Origin of the sequence: Paenarthrobacter sp. NPDC018779, from assembly GCF_044391085.1 — a bacterium.
Lineage (GTDB): Bacteria > Actinomycetota > Actinomycetes > Actinomycetales > Micrococcaceae > Arthrobacter.
The window spans coordinates 85,692-103,609 of record NZ_JBIRZS010000009.1 but is presented as its reverse complement, the minus strand read 5'-3'; the positions used below and the strand labels follow the sequence as shown (position 1 = coordinate 103,609).

The 17,918-nt window shown below is 63.8% G+C and carries 14 protein-coding genes; 8 read left to right on the top strand and 6 right to left on the bottom strand.

Translation table 11 applies throughout. The annotated features are described in order from the left end of the window. Positions 1 to 123: 123 nt before the first annotated feature. Together ACH488_RS11910 and rarD are read right to left on the bottom strand one after the other, a co-directional pair. Positions 124 to 2,532 (bottom strand): polysaccharide lyase 8 family protein, encoded by a 2,409-nt coding sequence (locus ACH488_RS11910; protein ID WP_397324396.1) that lies wholly within the window; start codon positions 2,530 to 2,532, stop codon positions 124 to 126. Positions 2,533 to 2,945: 413 nt separating this feature from the next. After that, entirely contained in the window at positions 2,946 to 4,040 is a 1,095-nt protein-coding gene (gene rarD, locus ACH488_RS11905; protein WP_397324445.1) for an EamA family transporter RarD, read from the bottom strand. A gap of 130 nt (positions 4,041 to 4,170) precedes the next feature. Here rarD and ACH488_RS11900 point away from each other — a divergent pair, with 130 nt between their 5' ends. The 6 genes from ACH488_RS11900 (at position 4,171) to ACH488_RS11875 (ending at position 12,011) form a co-directional block, all read left to right on the top strand. Further along, complete coding sequence (locus tag ACH488_RS11900; RefSeq protein ID WP_397324394.1) at positions 4,171 to 5,604, top strand: FAD-dependent oxidoreductase; 1,434 nt, start codon at positions 4,171 to 4,173, stop codon at positions 5,602 to 5,604. 130 nt (positions 5,605 to 5,734) lie between these two features. Further along, entirely contained in the window at positions 5,735 to 7,096 is a 1,362-nt protein-coding gene (locus ACH488_RS11895) for a GAF domain-containing protein (RefSeq protein WP_397324392.1), read from the top strand. A gap of 100 nt (positions 7,097 to 7,196) precedes the next feature. Then, the gene (locus tag ACH488_RS11890; protein WP_397324391.1) at positions 7,197 to 8,720 is read left to right on the top strand and encodes an aldehyde dehydrogenase family protein; all 1,524 of its coding nucleotides are present in this window, start codon (positions 7,197 to 7,199) and stop codon (positions 8,718 to 8,720) included. Between the two features lie 95 nt (positions 8,721 to 8,815). Beyond that, positions 8,816 to 9,838: an alcohol dehydrogenase AdhP gene (gene adhP, locus ACH488_RS11885; RefSeq protein WP_397324389.1), complete on the top strand. Its 1,023-nt coding sequence runs from the start codon at positions 8,816 to 8,818 to the stop codon at positions 9,836 to 9,838. Continuing rightward, complete coding sequence (locus ACH488_RS11880; protein WP_397324388.1) at positions 9,838 to 10,263, top strand: DUF779 domain-containing protein; 426 nt, start codon at positions 9,838 to 9,840, stop codon at positions 10,261 to 10,263. The genes adhP and ACH488_RS11880 overlap by 1 nt, the downstream gene beginning before the upstream one ends. Positions 10,264 to 10,502: 239 nt before the next feature. Continuing rightward, a complete protein-coding gene (locus ACH488_RS11875) occupies positions 10,503 to 12,011 on the top strand; it encodes an amino acid permease (RefSeq protein ID WP_397324386.1) in 1,509 nt (502 codons plus the stop codon). Here the strand turns inward: ACH488_RS11875 and ACH488_RS11870 are convergent. From ACH488_RS11870 to ACH488_RS11855, 4 genes are all read right to left on the bottom strand, one after another. Then, positions 12,008 to 12,643 (bottom strand): DUF2461 domain-containing protein, encoded by a 636-nt coding sequence (locus tag ACH488_RS11870; RefSeq protein WP_397324385.1) that lies wholly within the window; start codon positions 12,641 to 12,643, stop codon positions 12,008 to 12,010. The two genes, ACH488_RS11875 and ACH488_RS11870, sit on opposite strands and share 4 nt — an antisense overlap. 120 nt (positions 12,644 to 12,763) lie before the next feature. Beyond that, positions 12,764 to 14,245, bottom strand: a complete 1,482-nt coding sequence (locus ACH488_RS11865; protein ID WP_397324383.1) for a catalase — start codon at positions 14,243 to 14,245, stop codon at positions 12,764 to 12,766. 7 nt (positions 14,246 to 14,252) lie between these two features. Beyond that, complete coding sequence (locus ACH488_RS11860) at positions 14,253 to 14,729, bottom strand: Fur family transcriptional regulator (RefSeq protein WP_397324382.1); 477 nt, start codon at positions 14,727 to 14,729, stop codon at positions 14,253 to 14,255. A gap of 30 nt (positions 14,730 to 14,759) precedes the next feature. Next, positions 14,760 to 15,590 (bottom strand): hypothetical protein, encoded by an 831-nt coding sequence (locus ACH488_RS11855; RefSeq protein WP_397324380.1) that lies wholly within the window; start codon positions 15,588 to 15,590, stop codon positions 14,760 to 14,762. A gap of 91 nt (positions 15,591 to 15,681) precedes the next feature. Between ACH488_RS11855 and ACH488_RS11850 the strand changes: the two genes are divergently transcribed. Both ACH488_RS11850 and htpX read left to right on the top strand, forming a co-directional pair. Then, positions 15,682 to 16,953, top strand: coding sequence for an MFS transporter (locus ACH488_RS11850; protein ID WP_397324379.1), 1,272 nt, complete (start codon positions 15,682 to 15,684; stop codon positions 16,951 to 16,953). 87 nt (positions 16,954 to 17,040) lie between these two features. Continuing rightward, entirely contained in the window at positions 17,041 to 17,910 is an 870-nt protein-coding gene (gene htpX, locus ACH488_RS11845; RefSeq protein ID WP_397324378.1) for a zinc metalloprotease HtpX, read from the top strand. The last annotated feature ends 8 nt before the right edge of the window (positions 17,911 to 17,918 follow it).

The window sequence follows — 17,918 nt, the reverse complement described above, 5'->3', positions numbered from 1 at the left end:
AATCCCCGGCCCGCCTCTTTTAGCGTTGCCTCGTTACCGCTGATTTCGCGGGAAACCGTCGATTTCGCACGGAACCTTCCGGCGGTTTCGCAGGCTTCCGGCGAGTTCGACGGCGGTGCTTGCCTAGGCGCCGAGCGTCAGGTTCTTCTGGTGGCCATGACCGTCGAGCTGGACCTCGACGGTGTTGCTGCCAACCAGCGTGACGCCCTCATCGGACTGAACCAAGGTGTTCCACGCGCCGGGTACGGTGATCCGGACGCTGGCCTGCGTCCGGGACGGATCGGCAATCGAGACGGTGAGCTTGCCGCCTGTTTGATGTGTGGCGAGCGTACATGGACCGGATGCCGCATGACCGGCCGCATCAATTGCCGCAAAGAAGTTGGCCAGCACCAAGCCTTCCTTGCCCCACTGGATCATCTGGACCTCCGCCGAGTTGGCCAGCACCGTCACGTCCGGGTTGGCAGACTGGGAGAACGTGGCGTCGTGGGTCGCGGCGGGCAGCATCATGTACGCGTAGCCGGACCCCAGGGGATCCTTGCCGTGCCGGTGCGTCAGCGTCACGTAGTCCCGTGTGACGTTGTCCTTGCTGCCGCCCGTATCCGCTCCGGAGTTGATGTCATACCAACTGCCCGTACGGCGGACCACGGCCACCTCCGGACCTCCCGTAACTCCTGGTGCGTCAAGGAAGACGTAGCCACCATGACCCTCGATGTGCAGTGAGCGCTTCAGGACCACGGCCGCATCCCCGGGTGCCATGGCACGCTTCCGTGAGTCTGTCCGCAATGCCGGCGCCTTGCCTTGGGCGTAGGAGCGGTTTTCGATGGTGGTCTGAACCGAAGCGCCACCCGTGCCGGTGATGGCCGAACCCAGGCACACCACGGCGTCGTCGAGGAAGAACCACGACTTTCGGCCTGAGAGGGTCTTGTTGTGGTTGAGGTGGTCCATGCCGATGACACCCCAGCGGCCGTCAACTGTGAGCCCACCTGCGAACGCTTGGTAGGCGCGGGGAATGCCTGTTCCTGCTCCTCCTGCACCACTGGCCCTTGTTTGGTCGTTGACCGTGGTGCCAGGCAAGCCATAGGGGTCCACCGTGGGCCAGAAATCGGCGCTGAACTGGGACGGGTCCTGCCTGGTGTAGACGAACGTCATCCCATCACCTTGGTACCAACCCAGGTTGTTTTCGCTGTTGCCCCATTCGTACCGGCCAATGCGCTTCGAAGAGAGGTTGACGGTGCATCCCCACTGGGGACGGTGGTGCACCAGCCTGTCCTGGTCCGCGAACATGCGGCTATAGACCGGAGCCGGGGCCGCCGTCACGGAGGCATCGGACAACACCGACAGGGACAGCAGGGATTTCGCCAGGCTTTGCGTGGGGTGGCCTACCAGTTCCTGGTCCGCGCACCGTTCCAACCACCCCTTCGCCAGGGCAAGGAAGCGCGAACGGTAGGGCTCTTCGCAGCCTGGGGCCAGCAAGAGGACAGCGGAGATCAAGCCAAAGCCGCTCACGTAGTCCGGCTCACGCTGCCGGGAAACGGCACGCCCGCGCACGGTGTCCATGATCCGGCCGTCCCACACGAACGGAGCGTACGTGGCTTCAATGGCGTCGAGGAGAACTGATTGCTTGGGGTCGTTGATGGCCCAAGTGCTGCCGCCCAGCATCGCGATGATTTCGGCAATGCCGGCCAAGGCAACCACACCGTACGTTCCCGCGTAGGGCAGGTAGCTGTGCTGCACGAACGAGCCGTCCGTGTAGAAACCGTCGCCGCTGGTCACGTAGGTGAACACACTGTTGGCTCCTCCGCGTACAGTGTCGCTCAAGGCATCCCTGCCCAAGGCGACCTCATCCGTGTTGTTGTCCAGGATGCCCCGCATGCTGCACGCCAAAGACTTGTCCACCCGGTTGGCTCCGGTCTCCGCCAGGGATGTAGCACGCCCGCGCCAATTCGGGTTCGGCGCGAACCAACGAACTGCGGCGAGCAGGGAAGCCCTGAGGGATTCAGGGACTTCGGCGTACAGCAGGGTCAGGATGTCCACCGACTTCCGCGGAACCCCGATCTCCCAGAACCACCAGTTACCGGCGGCTCGGATGCCGGGGTTGTAGGCGGTGTCGTTGAGCAGCTTGAGCCCGGCGACGATGTCCGCCGCGAGCTCCGCGTTGCCGGCGTAGGGGTTACCCGGCACGGCGTACCCCAGGGCCATGTCGTAGAGCCTGTTGAAGTGCAGCCCCAGGTTTCCAGTGGCTGCAGCGGATTGGCCGATGCCGGTCAACGGGATGTCGTTCCAGAGGGAGGTCCGGACCGGGGCCTTGTCCATGGAGTTCCACCAGTTTCCTGCGGTTTGCCCCATTCCCTCCAGCTGGGTGGCCAGTTCGGGAACCCCTTCTGCGCTCCGTGCGCCCGTGAGGACCAGCTTGCGGCGGTCGATGAGTTCCTTGAGCCCTGCCGATGCTGCCAGGGCGGGGCCGGCCTGGGCCAGCATGGCTCCGGCGAGGGCGGCTGCGCCTGCAGCGCGGAAGAGGGTCCTGCGGCTCATGTGGTGTCCAAGGGTGTTCAAAGCTGCTCCGTTTCGAGAAACACACCCAACTGACTGGCAGCAGTGGTTGTTCCCAGCGCTGAGAACAACAACAAGTGCCAGTTACTTGGGTGCGGCGGAAATTTTCAGCAACCCTACGATCAGCCGCGGCCCACCTCAACAGAAGTGAACAGAAGTGCTCAGGATCTGCCCTGGCTCTTCAGGGAACGGAGCGGTGAAACAGGCGGGAGCGCTCAACTCGTGGGAAGCCTGCGCTGTCGCCGGGAAACTTCCGGCGAACCTGCAGTCTTCCCACGAACGCGGCGAATCGCGGCGCGGCGTTCCCACGAACCCGGCGAAACCGGGCGCAGCGTTCCCACGAACTCGGCGAAACGCGGCGCACCGTTCCCACGACCTCGGCGAAACCCCGGGACTCAGGCGGCCGCGAGCTTTGCCTGCCTCCGGAGCACCGCATTCTTCCGGGCGGTCCGGAGCATGTCGATGGTCAGGAGCAGCAGGGCCAGCCACACCACGCAGAAACCGATCCAGCGGGCTGTGGTCATGGCCTCGTGGAACACGGTGAGCGCCACAATGAACTGAAGCACAGGGGCAAAGTACTGCAGGAGGCCAATGGTGGTCATGGGCAGGCGCCGGGCGGATGCCCCGAAGAAGAGCAAGGGAACCGCGGTGATGACACCCGAGGCCAGGATGAGCCAGAAGTGCCCGGCGCCGTGCGTAGTGAGCGTCGCAACCCCGGAAATACCGAGGACCACCATGGTGATGGCCGCGAAGGGGGCCAGCACCACGGTTTCAACGGAGAGGCTGGTGAGCGCGTCCACCTTGGGTCCCACCTTCTTCTTGACGAAGCCGTACAGGCCAAAGCTGAAGGCCAGGAGCAGGGCGATCCACGGGAGCTGCCCGTAGGAGACCGTCAGCACGCCCACCGCGACGAAGCCGATTCCGACGGCTGCCCACTGCAGCGGCCGGAGCTTTTCTTTCAGGACGAACACGCCCAGGAGTACGGAAACGAGGGGGTTGATGAAGTATCCCAGGGAGGTCTCAACTGCATGGCCGGTGGTGACGCCAAAGGTGTAGGTGAGCCAGTTGACCGCGATCAGGCCTGCCGCCAACGCCAGCGGTCCCATCACTGAGCGATCCTTCACCGCCGCAAAAAGGATCCTCCAGGACCGCGTGATGGTGATGAGCAGTGCGCAGAAAACCAAGGACCAGACAATCCGGTTGGCGACGATCTCGATGGCGCCGGCAGGCTGCAGCACAAAGAAGTACAGGGGGAGCAGCCCCCACAGTCCGTACGCGCCGATGCCGAACAACACACCGGTGGTGGTCTCACTGCGAACCGGCTTTACCGCAACAGCACCCGCATCCGTACTGCTGCCACCGCCGCCCCTGGCTGCCGCCGTCGTGGGCTGGTTCGAAGAGGACGTGTTCGAAGAGGACGTTGCTGCGGTGGTTTGTTCGGGTGTCGACACAAAAGCGCCAACACCTCCTAGCGGCGCAATATTCCGCAATATTCCCTGAAACATTAGGAATTTGTGTGAGTCCTGCCATATGAGCGGCCGGGCGAGGGGTCGAGATCTAGAATTGGAAACCTGCGCGCCCCAACAACGGGCGTGGCTCACTGCTTCGGAAGGGCTCCCGGTGTCTGACTCAGCCGTAACAATCCCCAGTCGTCCACTCCGTGTTGCGATCGTCGGTGCGGGCCCGGCCGGCGTGTACGCCGCGGACATCCTGACCAAGTCCAATGAGGTCAAGGACGGGCATGTGGACGTCAGCATCGACCTCTTCGAGGCATATCCCGCGCCGTATGGCTTGATCCGTTATGGCGTAGCGCCGGACCACCCCCGCATCAAGGGAATCGTCAACGCCCTCCACAAGGTGCTGGACCGGGGCGACATCCGCTTCCTGGGCAACGTGACCTATGGCCGGGACCTTACCCTCCACGATTTCCGGGCTTTCTATGACGCCGTGATCTTCTCCACGGGGGCCATCAAGGATGTCGAACTGAACATTCCCGGCATCGAATTGGACGGTTCCTTCGGCGGCGCGGATTTTGTCTCCTGGTACGACGGCCACCCGGACGTTCCCCGCGAGTGGCCCCTTGAAGCCAAGGAAATCGCGGTGATCGGCAACGGCAACGTGGCCCTGGATGTGGCGCGCATGCTGGCCAAACACCCCGATGAACTCCTGGTCACCGAAATTCCGGACAACGTGTACCAGGGCCTGAAGAAGTCGCCGGTCACGGACGTCCACGTGTTTGGCCGCCGCGGCCCTGCGCAGGTCAAGTTCACACCCTTGGAACTGCGTGAACTTTCGCACTGCAAGGACGTGGACATCGTCCTGTACCCGGAAGACTTCGAGTTCGATGACGCTTCGGATGAGGCCATCCGCACCAACAACCAGATCAAGACCATGGTCAACACCCTGACCAACTGGCTGGTTGAGGAGCACGCCGAGTCTGAGCAGCCTTCCTCCCGGCGCTTGCACCTGCACTTCCTGCACAGCCCCGTGGAGATCCTGGATTCGCCGGAAAACCCGGGCAAGGTGTCGGCGATCAAGTTCGAACGCATGGAGTTGGACGGCACCGGCAACGCCAAGGGCACCGGCGAATTCATCGAGTACCCCGTGCAGGCCGTGTACCGGGCCATCGGCTACCACGGCTCCCCGCTGGAGGAGCTGCCGTACGACGCCCGCCGCGGCGTCATCCCGAACGACGGCGGTCGCGTCCTGGGTGCCGACGGCAAACCCGTACCGGGAATCTACGCCACGGGGTGGATCAAGCGCGGTCCCGTGGGCCTGATCGGGCACACCAAGGGCGATGCACTGGAAACCATTGGCTGCCTGCTTGAGGACCGGCTGAACCTGCCCCCGGCCGAGAACCCGGATCCGCAGGCCATCATCAATCTCCTCGAAGAACGCGGGATCGAGTACACCACGTGGGAGGGCTGGAACCGGCTGGACGCACACGAGGCTGCCCTGGGTGCATCATGGAGCGCGGACAACGGCGACGGCGTAGTCCGTGAACGCATCAAAGTGGTCCCGCGCGAGGAAATGATCCGCATCTCCCGCGGCTGAACCCCGGAGCAACCCGGCCGGCAACAAGCACGGCTGTACCCAAAGCCCGGCCGCCGAACTAGACTGGCCCGTACCGCCCGCCGTGAACGCCGCCCCGTGACCGCGGCAAGTACCGCAGCCAGGGAGTTCGATGAAGAGCCCAGTCCACCCGCCGCTTCCGGGTAGCGAAGCCGCCAAGCTGCTGCAGCGGCGTGCCCTTGCGGGCCACGAGCATCTTGAGTCCGGGGATCCGGCGGACCTGACCGGCCTTCGCAGCCTGGTGCGCGAGTCCTGGCAACGTTCGGCCATCCTGCAGGCCAACCCGGACATCGCCGAAGCGCCGCTCGCCATGGACATCGAGGAACTGGAAGATTACCGGCAGCGGCACCCACTGGCCACCATCATGCCGGTGATCCGGAAGCTCTTGATCCAGCCCAGTCACGACAGCGGCCTGCTGGTAGCGGTGGGGGACGACGTCGGCCGCCTCCTCTGGGTTGATGGCGATCCCGTGATGCAGCGCCGGGCTGAGGGCATGATGTTCGTCGCCGGCTCGGACTGGTCGGAAGCGTCGGTGGGGACCAGCGCACCCGGCACCGCGCTCGCCCTGGACCGCAGCATCCAGATCTCCGGCGCCGAGCACTTCAAACGTTCGGTCCATCCGTGGAGCTGCACAGCCGTTCCGTTCCACGATCCCGATTCCGGAGCCCTTCTGGGCGTCGTGGACATCACGGGCACGGAAACAGCTGTTGCCCCACACACGGTTTCGCTCGTGGAGGCGACCGTTGCGGCGGCCCAGGCACAGTTGCGGATTGAACGCCTGCAACTCGCGGCGTCAGCAAACGCAAAACCACGACGCCGGAGCTCACCTTCGGCTGCAAGCACCGGTGCCGGGGCCACGCCACAAAAGCAGTCCCTGTACCGCAACAGCCTCCAGCTCCTGGGCCGCGACCAGGCATTGCTGAGCATCGACGGAAAGACAGCGACCCTGTCCGCGCGGCACAGCGAAATCCTCGCCATCCTGGGCAACCACCCGGCTGGACTGAGCGCCGATGATCTCTGCGCCCAGCTGTACCCCGGGGAAGGTTCTGCGGTGACGCTCCGCGCCGAGATGGTCCGGCTGCGCAAGGTCATCCAGGAACTCAGCCCCGAAGCCGTTCCGGAGTCCAGACCCTACCGCTTGCCCGTGGAACTCCTGCCCGACTCCGGCCAGGTCCTGACCTGCTTGCAGCGCGGCGCCCACCGGATTGCCCTGGAGATCTACAAAGGTGCCGTCCTCCCACGATCGGAGGCGCCCGGCGTCGTCCAGTTGCGCGAACGCGTCTCCCATCTGCTGCGCGAGGCGCTGCTGAGCGACGCCAGCGCCGATTCGCTGCTCAAGTACGCCGAACTGCCTGAGGCAAGGTTCGACGTCGAACTCCGCCTTGCGATCCTGAAGCTGCTGCCGCCGCGCTCGCCCAAGCGGGCCGCAGTCGTCGCCGACCTTGAGCGGCTGGAAGACGAACTGACCGCTTGAGTGACCTGACTCACAAGGTTGCAACGTAGCTGCAACCTTCCCGCTCCTAGGCTCGGATCAATGGCGACAGCCACCGTGATTCGCAGCAAAGGAGCTAGCAATGACTGTTTATGCACAGCCAGGTGCAGAGGGATCGAAGGTCACCTTCAAGGACCGTTACGAGAACTGGATCGGCGGGGAATGGGTGGCCCCGGTGAAGGGCGGCTACTTCGAGAACATCACGCCGGTCACGGGCAAGGCCTTCTGCGAAGTTGCCAGGGGAACTGCCGAGGACATCGAACTGGCGCTGGACGCCGCGCATAAGGTGGCTCCGTCCTGGGGCAAGACCTCTGCCACCGAGCGCGCCGCGATCCTGAACAAGATCGCGGACCGCATTGATGAGAACGTGGAGCTCCTGGCCGTCGCCGAAACGTGGGACAACGGAAAGCCGGTCCGCGAGACCCTCAACGCGGACATTCCCTTGGCGGCGGACCACTTCCGTTACTTCGCTTCCGCGATCCGCGCCCAGGAAGGCCATCTCTCCCAGCTGGACGATGACACCACGGCCTACCACTTCCACGAGCCGCTCGGCGTGGTGGGACAGATCATCCCTTGGAACTTCCCCATCCTCATGGCCGTGTGGAAGCTCGCCCCGGCGCTGGCCGCGGGCAACGCCGTCGTCCTCAAGCCCGCTGAGCAGACGCCGACGTCCATCCTGGTCCTGATGGAACTCATCGGTGACCTGCTTCCCGCCGGTGTCGTGAACGTCGTGAACGGCTTCGGCGTCGAGGCCGGCAAACCCCTCGCTTCCAGCCCGCGCATCAGGAAGATCGCCTTCACCGGCGAGACCACCACCGGCAGGCTCATCAGCCAGTACGCTTCAAACAACCTGATACCCGTCACCCTTGAACTCGGCGGCAAGAGCCCGAACATCTTCTTCGACGACGTCGCATCCCAGAACGATGCCTTCTACGACAAGGCCCAGGAAGGCTTCACGCTTTTTGCCTTCAACCAAGGCGAAGTGTGCACCTGCCCGTCGCGTGCGCTGGTGCAGGAAGGCATCTACGACTCGTTCATGGCCGACGTTGTCGCCCGGACCAACAAGATCATCCAGGGCAATCCGCTGGACACCGAGACCCAGATCGGCGCGCAGGCCTCCAACGACCAGCTCGAGAAGATCCTGTCCTACATCGACATCGGAAAGCAGGAGGGAGCCAAGGTCCTCACCGGCGGTGCCCGGGCCGAGCTCTCCGGCGACCTCGCCGGAGGCTACTACGTCCAGCCCACCATCTTTGAGGGCCACAACCGGATGCGGATCTTCCAGGAGGAAATCTTCGGCCCCGTGGTCTCGGTGACCCGTTTCAGCGACTACAACGACGCCATCGGCATCGCCAATGACACCCTCTACGGGCTCGGCGCCGGCGTCTGGTCCCGCAACGGCAATGTCGCCTACCGCGCGGGCCGCGAAATCCAGGCCGGCCGCGTCTGGGTCAACAACTACCACGCGTACCCCGCAGGCGCTGCCTTCGGCGGGTACAAGTCATCAGGCATCGGCCGTGAGAACCACGCCATGATGCTGGACCACTACCAGCAGACCAAGAACCTGCTGGTCAGCTACAACGAGAACAAACTCGGCTTCTTCTAGAGAGCTTGTGCACGGCAGCCGTCCGCCAGCTGGTCCCTGTGGCGGCCGCCGTGCACAACCCATCCTGTTGTTCATCTGAAAAAGGGAGATCGTCAATGTCGACGACCATGCAAGCAGCAGTAGTTACCGAATTTGGAACCGACCTTAAGGTCATGGAAGTGGAACGTCCGACGCCGGGTCCCGGCCAGGCGCTGGTCCGTCTCCTGACGTCGGGGGTCTGTCATACCGACCTGCACGCCGCCGAAGGCGACTGGCCGGTGAAGCCCACGCCACCGTTCGTTCCCGGCCATGAGGGCGTGGGCGAAGTGGTTGAACTTGGCGAAGGCGTCACGGACGTCGCCGTGGGCGACCTCGTGGGCAATGCCTGGCTGTGGTCCGCGTGCGGTGACTGCCAGTACTGCCGCACAGGCTGGGAGACCCTGTGCGAGGCGCAGAAGAACGGCGGCTACAGCATCGATGGCTCGTTCGGCGAGTACATGCTGGTGGACACCCGTTTCGCCGCGCGTATCCCGGAAGGCTCGGACCCAGTGGAAGTTGCTCCCGTGCTCTGCGCCGGAGTCACCGTCTACAAGGGCTTGAAGATGACCGAAGCCAAACCTGGCCAGTGGGTCACCATCTCCGGAATCGGTGGACTGGGACACATCGCCGTGCAATATGCCGTGGCCATGGGCCTGCGGGTGGCGGCCGTGGACATCGCGGACGACAAGCTGGCACTCGCCCGTGAACACGGCGCAGAACTGACGGTCAATGCCCTGCACGAGGATCCAGCCGAGGTGATCCAACGGGAAACGGGTGGCTGCCACGGAGTCCTGGTCACAGCTGTCCATCCTTCCGCCTTCGGCCAGGCAATCGGCATGGCCCGGCGCGGCGGCACGATCGTCTTCAACGGATTGCCGCCGGGAGACTTTCCTGCGCCCATCTTCGACATTGTCCTGAAGGGCCTCACCGTCCGGGGCTCGATCGTGGGCACGCGCCAGGACCTGGAGGAAGCGCTCGAGTTCTACGCTCAGGGGAAGATCAAGCCGACGGTCTCCACCCGCGAACTCTCCGAGGTGAATGCTGTCTTCGACGAGATGAAGCACGCCAAGATCGACGGCCGAGTGGTCTTGAAGTTCTGATGAACGCCGCCCCGGACATCCTGGAAGCTTCGGTGACACTGCCGGGGGAGGACTTCTCCCGGGTTGCGCTGACCCCGGCCGCGGTGGAACTGCTGCGCAAACTCTGGGAGCAACACGGTCCGCTGATGTTCCACCAGTCCGGTGGCTGCTGCGACGGGTCTGCGCCCATGTGCTACCCGGCGGGTGACTTCCTGACTGGCGCCTCCGACGTTCTCTTGGGCAGGTTCGATATCCGGGAAGGCGGCACGGTGTCCCAGCCGCTCGAGTTCTGGATGTCACGGGAGCAATTCGCCTACTGGTCCCATACCCACCTGACAGTGGACGTGGTCCAAGGCCGGGGGAGCGGGTTCTCCGTTGAAGCGCCGGAAGGGAAAAGGTTCCTCATCCGCTCGACCATCATGGACTGGGACGTGCCAGGTGTCTGACAGCAAGCATTCCTGAACGTCCCCTGCTGGGTACGGGGAAGGCCCCATGACGGCGATTTTTTCGCCTGAATGGGGCCTTTCGCGTGATGTGATGCGGGCAACACCGAAAGTCACAGCAGCACCATCAGTCTCACTAGTCCATTTGTTGTCTCATTATTTGGGACAAATATGGCCGTCCATTGGCCGGACACTATCCTTGATGAGTCCTATACCACCCCCATCCAGAATGTGGCATATTTATGAACATTTTCAGGACCAAATCAATCGAGCAGTCGATCGCCGACGCCGATGAGCCCGGTCGCAAGCTCAAGCGAAGCCTGAGCACCTGGGACCTGATGATCATGGGCGTCGCCGTCGCCGTCGGCGCCGGTATCTTCTCCGTGGGCGCCAAAGCAGCGGCAAACTTCGCAGGCCCTGCGGTCACCATTTCCTTCGTGGTTGCGGCTGTCACCTGTGCCTTGGCCATCATGTGCTACGCGGAATTCGCCACGGCGATCCCCGTGGCAGGCTCCGCCTACGTCTTCACCTACGCCACCATGGGCGAGGTGCTCGCATGGATCATTGGCTGGAACCTCATCCTTGAACTTTTCACCGCCGCAGCCGTGATCGCCAAGTACTGGGGCATCTACCTCAGCAAGGTCTTCGGCCTCATGGGTGTGGACATGCCTCCCGCCATCAATATCGGAGGCGTGGACCTCTATTGGGGCGCCTTCCTCATTGTCGCTATCTTCACGGTGCTGCTGGTGCTGGGGACAAAGTTGTCCGCCCGCGTCGGCAACATCTTCACGCTGATCAAGATCGGCGTGGTCCTGTTCGTGATCGTCGTTGGCTTCACCTACGTGAAGTTCTCCAACTACACCCCGTTCGTTCCTGCCTCGCAGCCCACCGCGGGCAGCGGCGTGGACGACGTCATGAAGCAGTCCTTCTTCGGCTTCCTGACGGGCGCTGTTCCGGCGCAGTACGGTACCCTCGGCATTTTCGCCGGCGCAGCCCTGGTGTTCTTCGCTTTCATCGGCTTCGATGTGGTGGCTACCTCTGCGGAAGAAGTGAAGAACCCGCAGAAGACCCTTCCACGCGGCATCTTCGGCGGCCTTGCCCTGGTGACGCTCCTCTACATCCTGGTCTCCCTGGCCTTGACCGGCATGGTCTCCTACACGCAGCTCGCGGCAGAGAAAGCACCGACGCTGACCACGGCCTTCGAGGCAGTGGGTAACAACGACGCCGCCAAGGTCATTGCCTTCGGTTCACTGGTGGGCCTGACCACCGTGATCATGGTGCTCCTCATGGGCCTGGCACGCGTGGTCCTCGCCATGAGCCGGGACGGTCTCCTGCCCCGTGCCCTGTCCAAGACCAGCGAGAAGCGTGCCACGCCTGCCCGCCTGCAGATCATTTGTGGAGCGGCAGTGGCACTGGTTGCCGGACTTACCGCCGTTGACCTGCTTGAGGAAATGATCAACATCGGCACGCTCTCCGCGTTCGTCATGGTGAGCCTGGGCATCCTGGTGCTGCGCAAGAAGCGCCCGGACCTTAAGCCTGCCTTCCGTGTGCCGTTCGGCAAGGTAGTGCCGTGGATCTCCGCGATCCTGTGCCTGTACCTGATGACCAACCTGGCTGTGCAGACGTGGATCTTCTTCGGCATCTGGCTGGTTGTTGGGATGGCCATCTACTTCGCCTATGGCCAGCGCCACTCACGGTTGAACGAGAAGTTCGCCGCGGCCAAGGAGGCTGTGGACTCTCCCGTGGGCTAGGGTGCGGCGTGTTCGCTGACCCAGTCCACCAGTGGCCGGAGGGTTTCCCATCGGGCAGCGATCTCCTGGCGGGCCGCTGCCGTGGAGAGCCACTCCGGCTCACCCACCTCCACGCCGGCTGAGAGGGACTTGTGCTTCAGGAGTTCGGCCCGTGGATGGTCTTTGTCGAAACCGCGGGGCACGGTCTTGAGCTTTTCGCCTTCGACGGCAAAGCCGGCAGCCGCCACTGCGTCAACGATCTTCTGTAGTTCTTCGCCGCTGCCCGGGGCATCCACGGCGGCACGGAAACGGGCCAGTTGGGCGGGAGTGTGGGAGTGGTAGCCGCCGCCGATCAGCAAGCCGTCGGCGCTGATCTGGACGTAGAAGCCCACGCCTTCCTTGCTTTCGGCGAAGGCACCTTGGGCCGTCTTGTACGGCGATTTGTCCTGGGAGAAGCGGATGTCCCTGTTGGGCCGGAAAATCTTTGCCGGCCCGAACTCCGGTTCCAGCTCCGAAAGGAGAGCCGAAAGCGGCTCTTTCACCTCGGCGTCGTATGTCTTTTTGTGTTCCAGCCACCACTCGCGGTTGTTGTTCTCTTCCAGTTCCTCATAGAAGCGGAAAGCGGCAGCGGGGATTCCTTCAAATGTGCTCATGCAAGGATCCTATGGATGAGCCATCAGGCGAAGCCATAGCCCGAAAAGCCTATGTGGAAAAAGAAAACACCCCGCCGCGGAGAAGAATCCGCAGCGGGGTGTTCCCGTTAAGGCTGACTCTTAGAGCTTGTTGGCTGCTTCTGCGTCGGAGGCACCTTCGCCGGCACCGAGGTTGGCGCGCAGCTTGGCGCCGAGTTCGGCATCAACGTTGGTCCAGTACTGGATGGCGCGTTCCTTGATGTCGGCGCTCTTCACGCCGCCAACAGCACCGGTGATGGTGTCGAGGAAGCGTGCCTTGGCAGCCTCGTCGTAGACCTCGCGGTACAGCGCACCGGCCTGGCCGAAGTCGCTGTCCTCAGCGTGCAGGGAGTGTGCGGAGAGGGTGAGCTCGCCGTCGTTCTCCCAGCCGCCTGCGGGGGAAGCCGGCTCAACAGCAGCCGGGCCACCAACGGTGTTCGGTGCGTAGACCGGGGTGGACGGGGAGTTGAACAGGTAACGTCCCTGGCCATCCTGGCTGTAGTTGTGGACCGGGCTCTTGGGCTGGTTCACGGGGATCTGGGCGTGGTTGGTGCCAACGCGGTAGCGGTGTGCGTCAGCGTAGGAGAAGATGCGGGCCTGCAGCATCTTGTCCGGGGAAGCAGCGATGCCCGGCACGAAGTTCGACGGCGCGAAGGTGGCCTGCTCGATCTGCGCGAAGTAGTTCTCCGGGTTCTTGTTCAGCTCCATGGTGCCCACGTGGATCAGCGGGTAGTCGGCGTGCGGCCACACCTTGGTGAGGTCGAACGGGTTGAAGCGGTAGGTCTTGGCGTCTTCGTACGGCATGACCTGGACGTGCAGTTCCCAGGACGGGAAGTTGCCGGCCTCGATGTTTTCGTGGAGGTCGCGGATGTAGAAGTCTGCATCCGAACCGGCCAGGGCTTCAGCCTGCTCGCCGGTGATGGAGTTGACGCCCTGGTTGGACTTGAAGTGGTACTTGACCCAGAAGCGCTCGCCCTCGGCGTTGATCCACTGGTAGGTGTGCGAGCCGTAGCCCTGCATTTCACGCCAGGAAGCCGGGAGGCCACGGTCGCCCATGAGCCAGGTGACCTGGTGCGCGGATTCGGGCTGGAGGGTCCAGAAGTCCCACTGCATGTCAGCGTCACGCAGGTGGGTACCCGGGAGGCGCTTCTGGGAGTGGATGAAGTCCGGGAACTTGATGCCGTCGCGGATGAAGAACACAGGGGTGTTGTTGCCCACGAGGTCGTAGTTGCCCTCGGTGGTGTAGAACTTCACGGCGAAACCGCGGGGATCGCGCCAAGTGTCGGGGGAGCCGTTCTCGCCGGCCACGGAGGAGAAGCGGATCAGCATGTCCGTCTCGGTACCCGGCTGCAGGAAAGCGGCCTTGGTGTACTTGGAGACGTCAGAGGTGGTCTTGAAGGTACCGAAAGCGCCGCCACCCTTGGCGTGCACAACACGCTCCGGAACCCGCTCGCGGTTGAACTGGGCGAGCTTTTCCACCAGGTAGTGGTCGGTGAGGATGATTGCACCGTCGGCGCCGACGGACTTAGAGTGCGAGTCCGACGTAACGGGGGCACCTGACTGTGTGGTCGAAATGGCAGTCATGTTTCTCCTATTTCTGGGTTGCTGGTTGTTTGGGAAGCTGTTGTTTGGCTTGGCAGTCCTGGCAGATTCCTTGGTAAAGGACGTCTGCAATCTGGATGGTCATTGGCTTGGAGTTCTGGTCCCAATGCGGCGTGAGGCACGGTGCGTGTCCTACCGCGCAATCCACGTCCTCCACCCGGCCGCAACTGATGCACACGGCGTGGTGGTGGTTGTCACCCACCCGCGTTTCGTAGAGCGCGGGGGAGTGCGGGGGTTCGAAGCGTCGCAGCATCTGCAAATCCGTGAGGTCGCTGAGCACCACGTAAACGGACTGCGCCGTCAGTTCAGGAAGCTCTTCGCGTGCAGCGGCAAGGATGCCCTCTGCCGGAGAGTGCGGATGATGCTGGACCGCAGCCAATACTGCCAGCCGCTGTTTGGTCACGCGCCGTCCATGGGCATGCAGGGCTGCGGCCCATGCCTGCTGGTCGGTCGTGTGATCGGTCATGCATTCATTGAAACACTTATTTTGATGAGTTCACAATAAGGCGAGACTAACTTCCGGTAAACGGAACACATCCAACAGCGGACTCCCGTCTTCGGCCCCGGACCTGCCCACGGCATGGATCCGCACGGCAGAACCGGCGCGTTCGCCTTCCACGGCTACGCAACTGAAGCCGCTCAGGCCGCTCGTCAGCGGCAGTGCACCGAGCGAGGCGGCAATGGCCACCAGTTCACCGGGAAGCAGCCCGGCTATGGAGGCGGTGCCGCTGGCAGGTTCAATGACGCTGTGGTGCCGGGCGGCATCCACCGTCGCCACCAAGGGCACCAGCGTCCGGGCACGCACGACGCCGGCGCCCGGGCCAGGCGCGAACGGCACCCCTGGCGGCGGTTGGGTGCGCGGGTGGTGGACAGCCGAAGGCTGTTCCGGCAGGAAGGGACCCTCCGCGAAGAAACGGAGCGACTCCCGCAGTTCCGAGTCCACCCTCTCCAGGGCTTCCTCGGGTTCGGCCAGCCGCCGGTGGGCAGGCAGCGCAAGCTGGCGTCCCGGCGTCGTGGTTTCGGAAGCCCAGCGGCCGAAAAGGTGGAATGTGGGAGTGGAGGATTCCGCGACGGGTTCGCCCAGCGCCGAGCCGAGCGGATGCCAGCGGTGCGCGAACATGACGGCGCACCGGACAGCACCCAGGACATCCTGCAAGGCCGCGCGGGCGAGGTTATGGCACAGCAGCCAGTCGGCCGCAGAGGCCTCACCGAATTCGGTGGAAGGATCGGACAACCGGACCACAAGGTGCCCGGTTGTCAGCGGGTGTCGGGGCCGGGCTATTTCCCAGATGGCGGAACGGAACAGCAATTGACGTGACAACACCATAAGTACCCCCCTTCCTTCCCCGGGTGAGCCTACCAAGGGTGTGGTTACGCCGGGAGTCCTGCCCACGCCGGGCACTGGGTAGGGTTGCTGGGTGGCAAGACTCCTGGCAGACATCACTCCCCTCAAAGAAAGCCCGGCCTTCCGGAGGCTCTGGTTGGGGGCATCGGTAGCTGCCGTGGGCACGCAGCTGACGCTGGTGGCCGTCAGCCTGGAGGTGTACCGGCTGACCCAGGAGAGCTTGTACGTAGGGCTCTTGGGCATCTTCGCGCTGGTTCCTTTGGTCATCGCCGGGCTCTACGGGGGATCGGTCTCGGACGCCTATGACCGCCGAAAGGTGGCGTTGGTGGCGTCCCTGGTCCTCTGGGCAACCACAGCTGGGCTGGCCTTGCAGGCATGGTTCGAGGTGGGAAACATTTGGCTGCTCTACGCCCTGGTTGCCGTGCAAAGCGGAGCGCAGGGCATCAACGGTCCCGCGCGAAGCGCCATCATCCCGCTCCTGGTGCGCAAGGACCTGCTGCCGGCCGCCAATGCCCTGAACATGCTGACCTTCGGCTTGTCCATGACGGCGGGGCCGTTGCTGGCGGGCGTCCTGGTAGCGACCATCGGTTTTGGCTGGACCTACACCATCGACGTCGTCAGCTTCACGTTCGCGTTGTGGGGCCTTTTCAAGCTCCCAGCCTTGCCGCCGTCCAAGGAAGCCGTGCGGCCAGGCCTGCGTTCGGTGGTGGAAGGCTTCAGGTTCCTGGGCACCCGGCCGAACGTCCGCATGACCTTCATCATCGACCTCATCGCCATGATCTGCGCCCAGCCCCGCGCCCTCATGCCGGCGATCGGCGCTGTAATGATCGGCGGGGGCGAGACCACCGTGGGTGTGCTTCTTGCCTCCACGGCTGTAGGGGCCTTCCTTGCCGGCCTGTTTTCCGGTCCCCTCGGCCGCGTACGCCGCCAAGGCAGCGCCGTGGTTTTCGCCGTGGTGGGTTGGGGCGCCTCCATCGCATCGTTCGGTGCGGTGGTGCTCATGGCGGGGGATTCCGGGCGGAACGGCGTGACGTTATGGCTTATCCCTGCTGCCGCCTGTTGCGCGCTCGCCGGAATCTCGGACTCAGTCAGCGCCGTGTTCCGCACCACCATCCTGCAAGCGGCCACCCCCGACCATATGCGGGGGAGGCTGCAGGGCGTGTTCATCGTGGTAGTTGCCGGCGGTCCCCGAGTGGGGGATCTGTTGGCCGGCGGTGTCACCCAGTTCCTCAGTGAGGGTGGAGTGTTGCTGATCGGTGGGGTGCTCTGCATGGTCCTGGCATGGCTGGCGTCGCGCGTGCAGCCCGGTTTCGTGGCCTACGATGCGAAGCATCCGTTGCCGTAGGCGCCGACTACCGGAACATGCTGGCCGGCGTCGACGTTAATCCAGACAGAACTCCAGCAAAAGGGCCAACGAAAGCGAAAGAACACCGTGCACAAACACAACAATGGACTCAAAACCGCCGCGCTGTTCGGTGTGCTGTGGGCTGTGCTGTTGGGTTTGGGGGCCATCATCGGCGCCGGCACCCGCAGTTCCGCGCCCATCGTCATCATGGCGTTGATCGGAGTCGCCACTACCGCCTACGGCTACTGGAACAGCGACAAGATCGCCATCCGGTCCATGGCTGCCTACCCCGTCAGCGAGGCCCAGGCGCCGCAGCTCTACCAGATCGTGCGGGAACTCTCCGTCCGGGCCAACAAGCCCATGCCGCGGATCTACCTCTCGCCCACCATGACCCCGAACGCCTTCGCTACAGGCCGCAATCCCAAGAACGCGGCTGTGTGCTGCACGGAGGGAATCCTCCACCTGCTCGATGCGCGCGAACTCAGGGGCGTGCTGGGACATGAACTCATGCACGTCTACAACCGGGACATCCTGACCTCGTCAGTCGCAGCGGCCGTTGCCGGTGTCATTACCTCTGTTGGGCAGATGCTGCTGTTCTTCGGGGGAGGAGACCGGCGCAACGCCAACCCCCTTGCCATGATCGCCATGGCACTGCTGGCGCCCTTCGCAGCTTCGTTGATCCAGATGGCCATCTCGAGGACCCGGGAATATGACGCCGATGAGGACGGCGCCGAGCTGACCGGCGATCCGCTGGCCCTCGCCTCTGCCTTGCGCAAGATCGAATCCGGAGTGACCCAGGTGCCCCTGCCGCAGGACCAGCGCCTGGTCAATGCCTCGCACCTGATGATCGCCAACCCGTTCCGGGGAGGCGGAATGCGGCGGATGTTCGCCACCCACCCGCCCATGGCAGACCGCATCCGCAGGCTCGAGCAGATGGCCGGGCGCCCGCTCACCTAGAAGCGCGG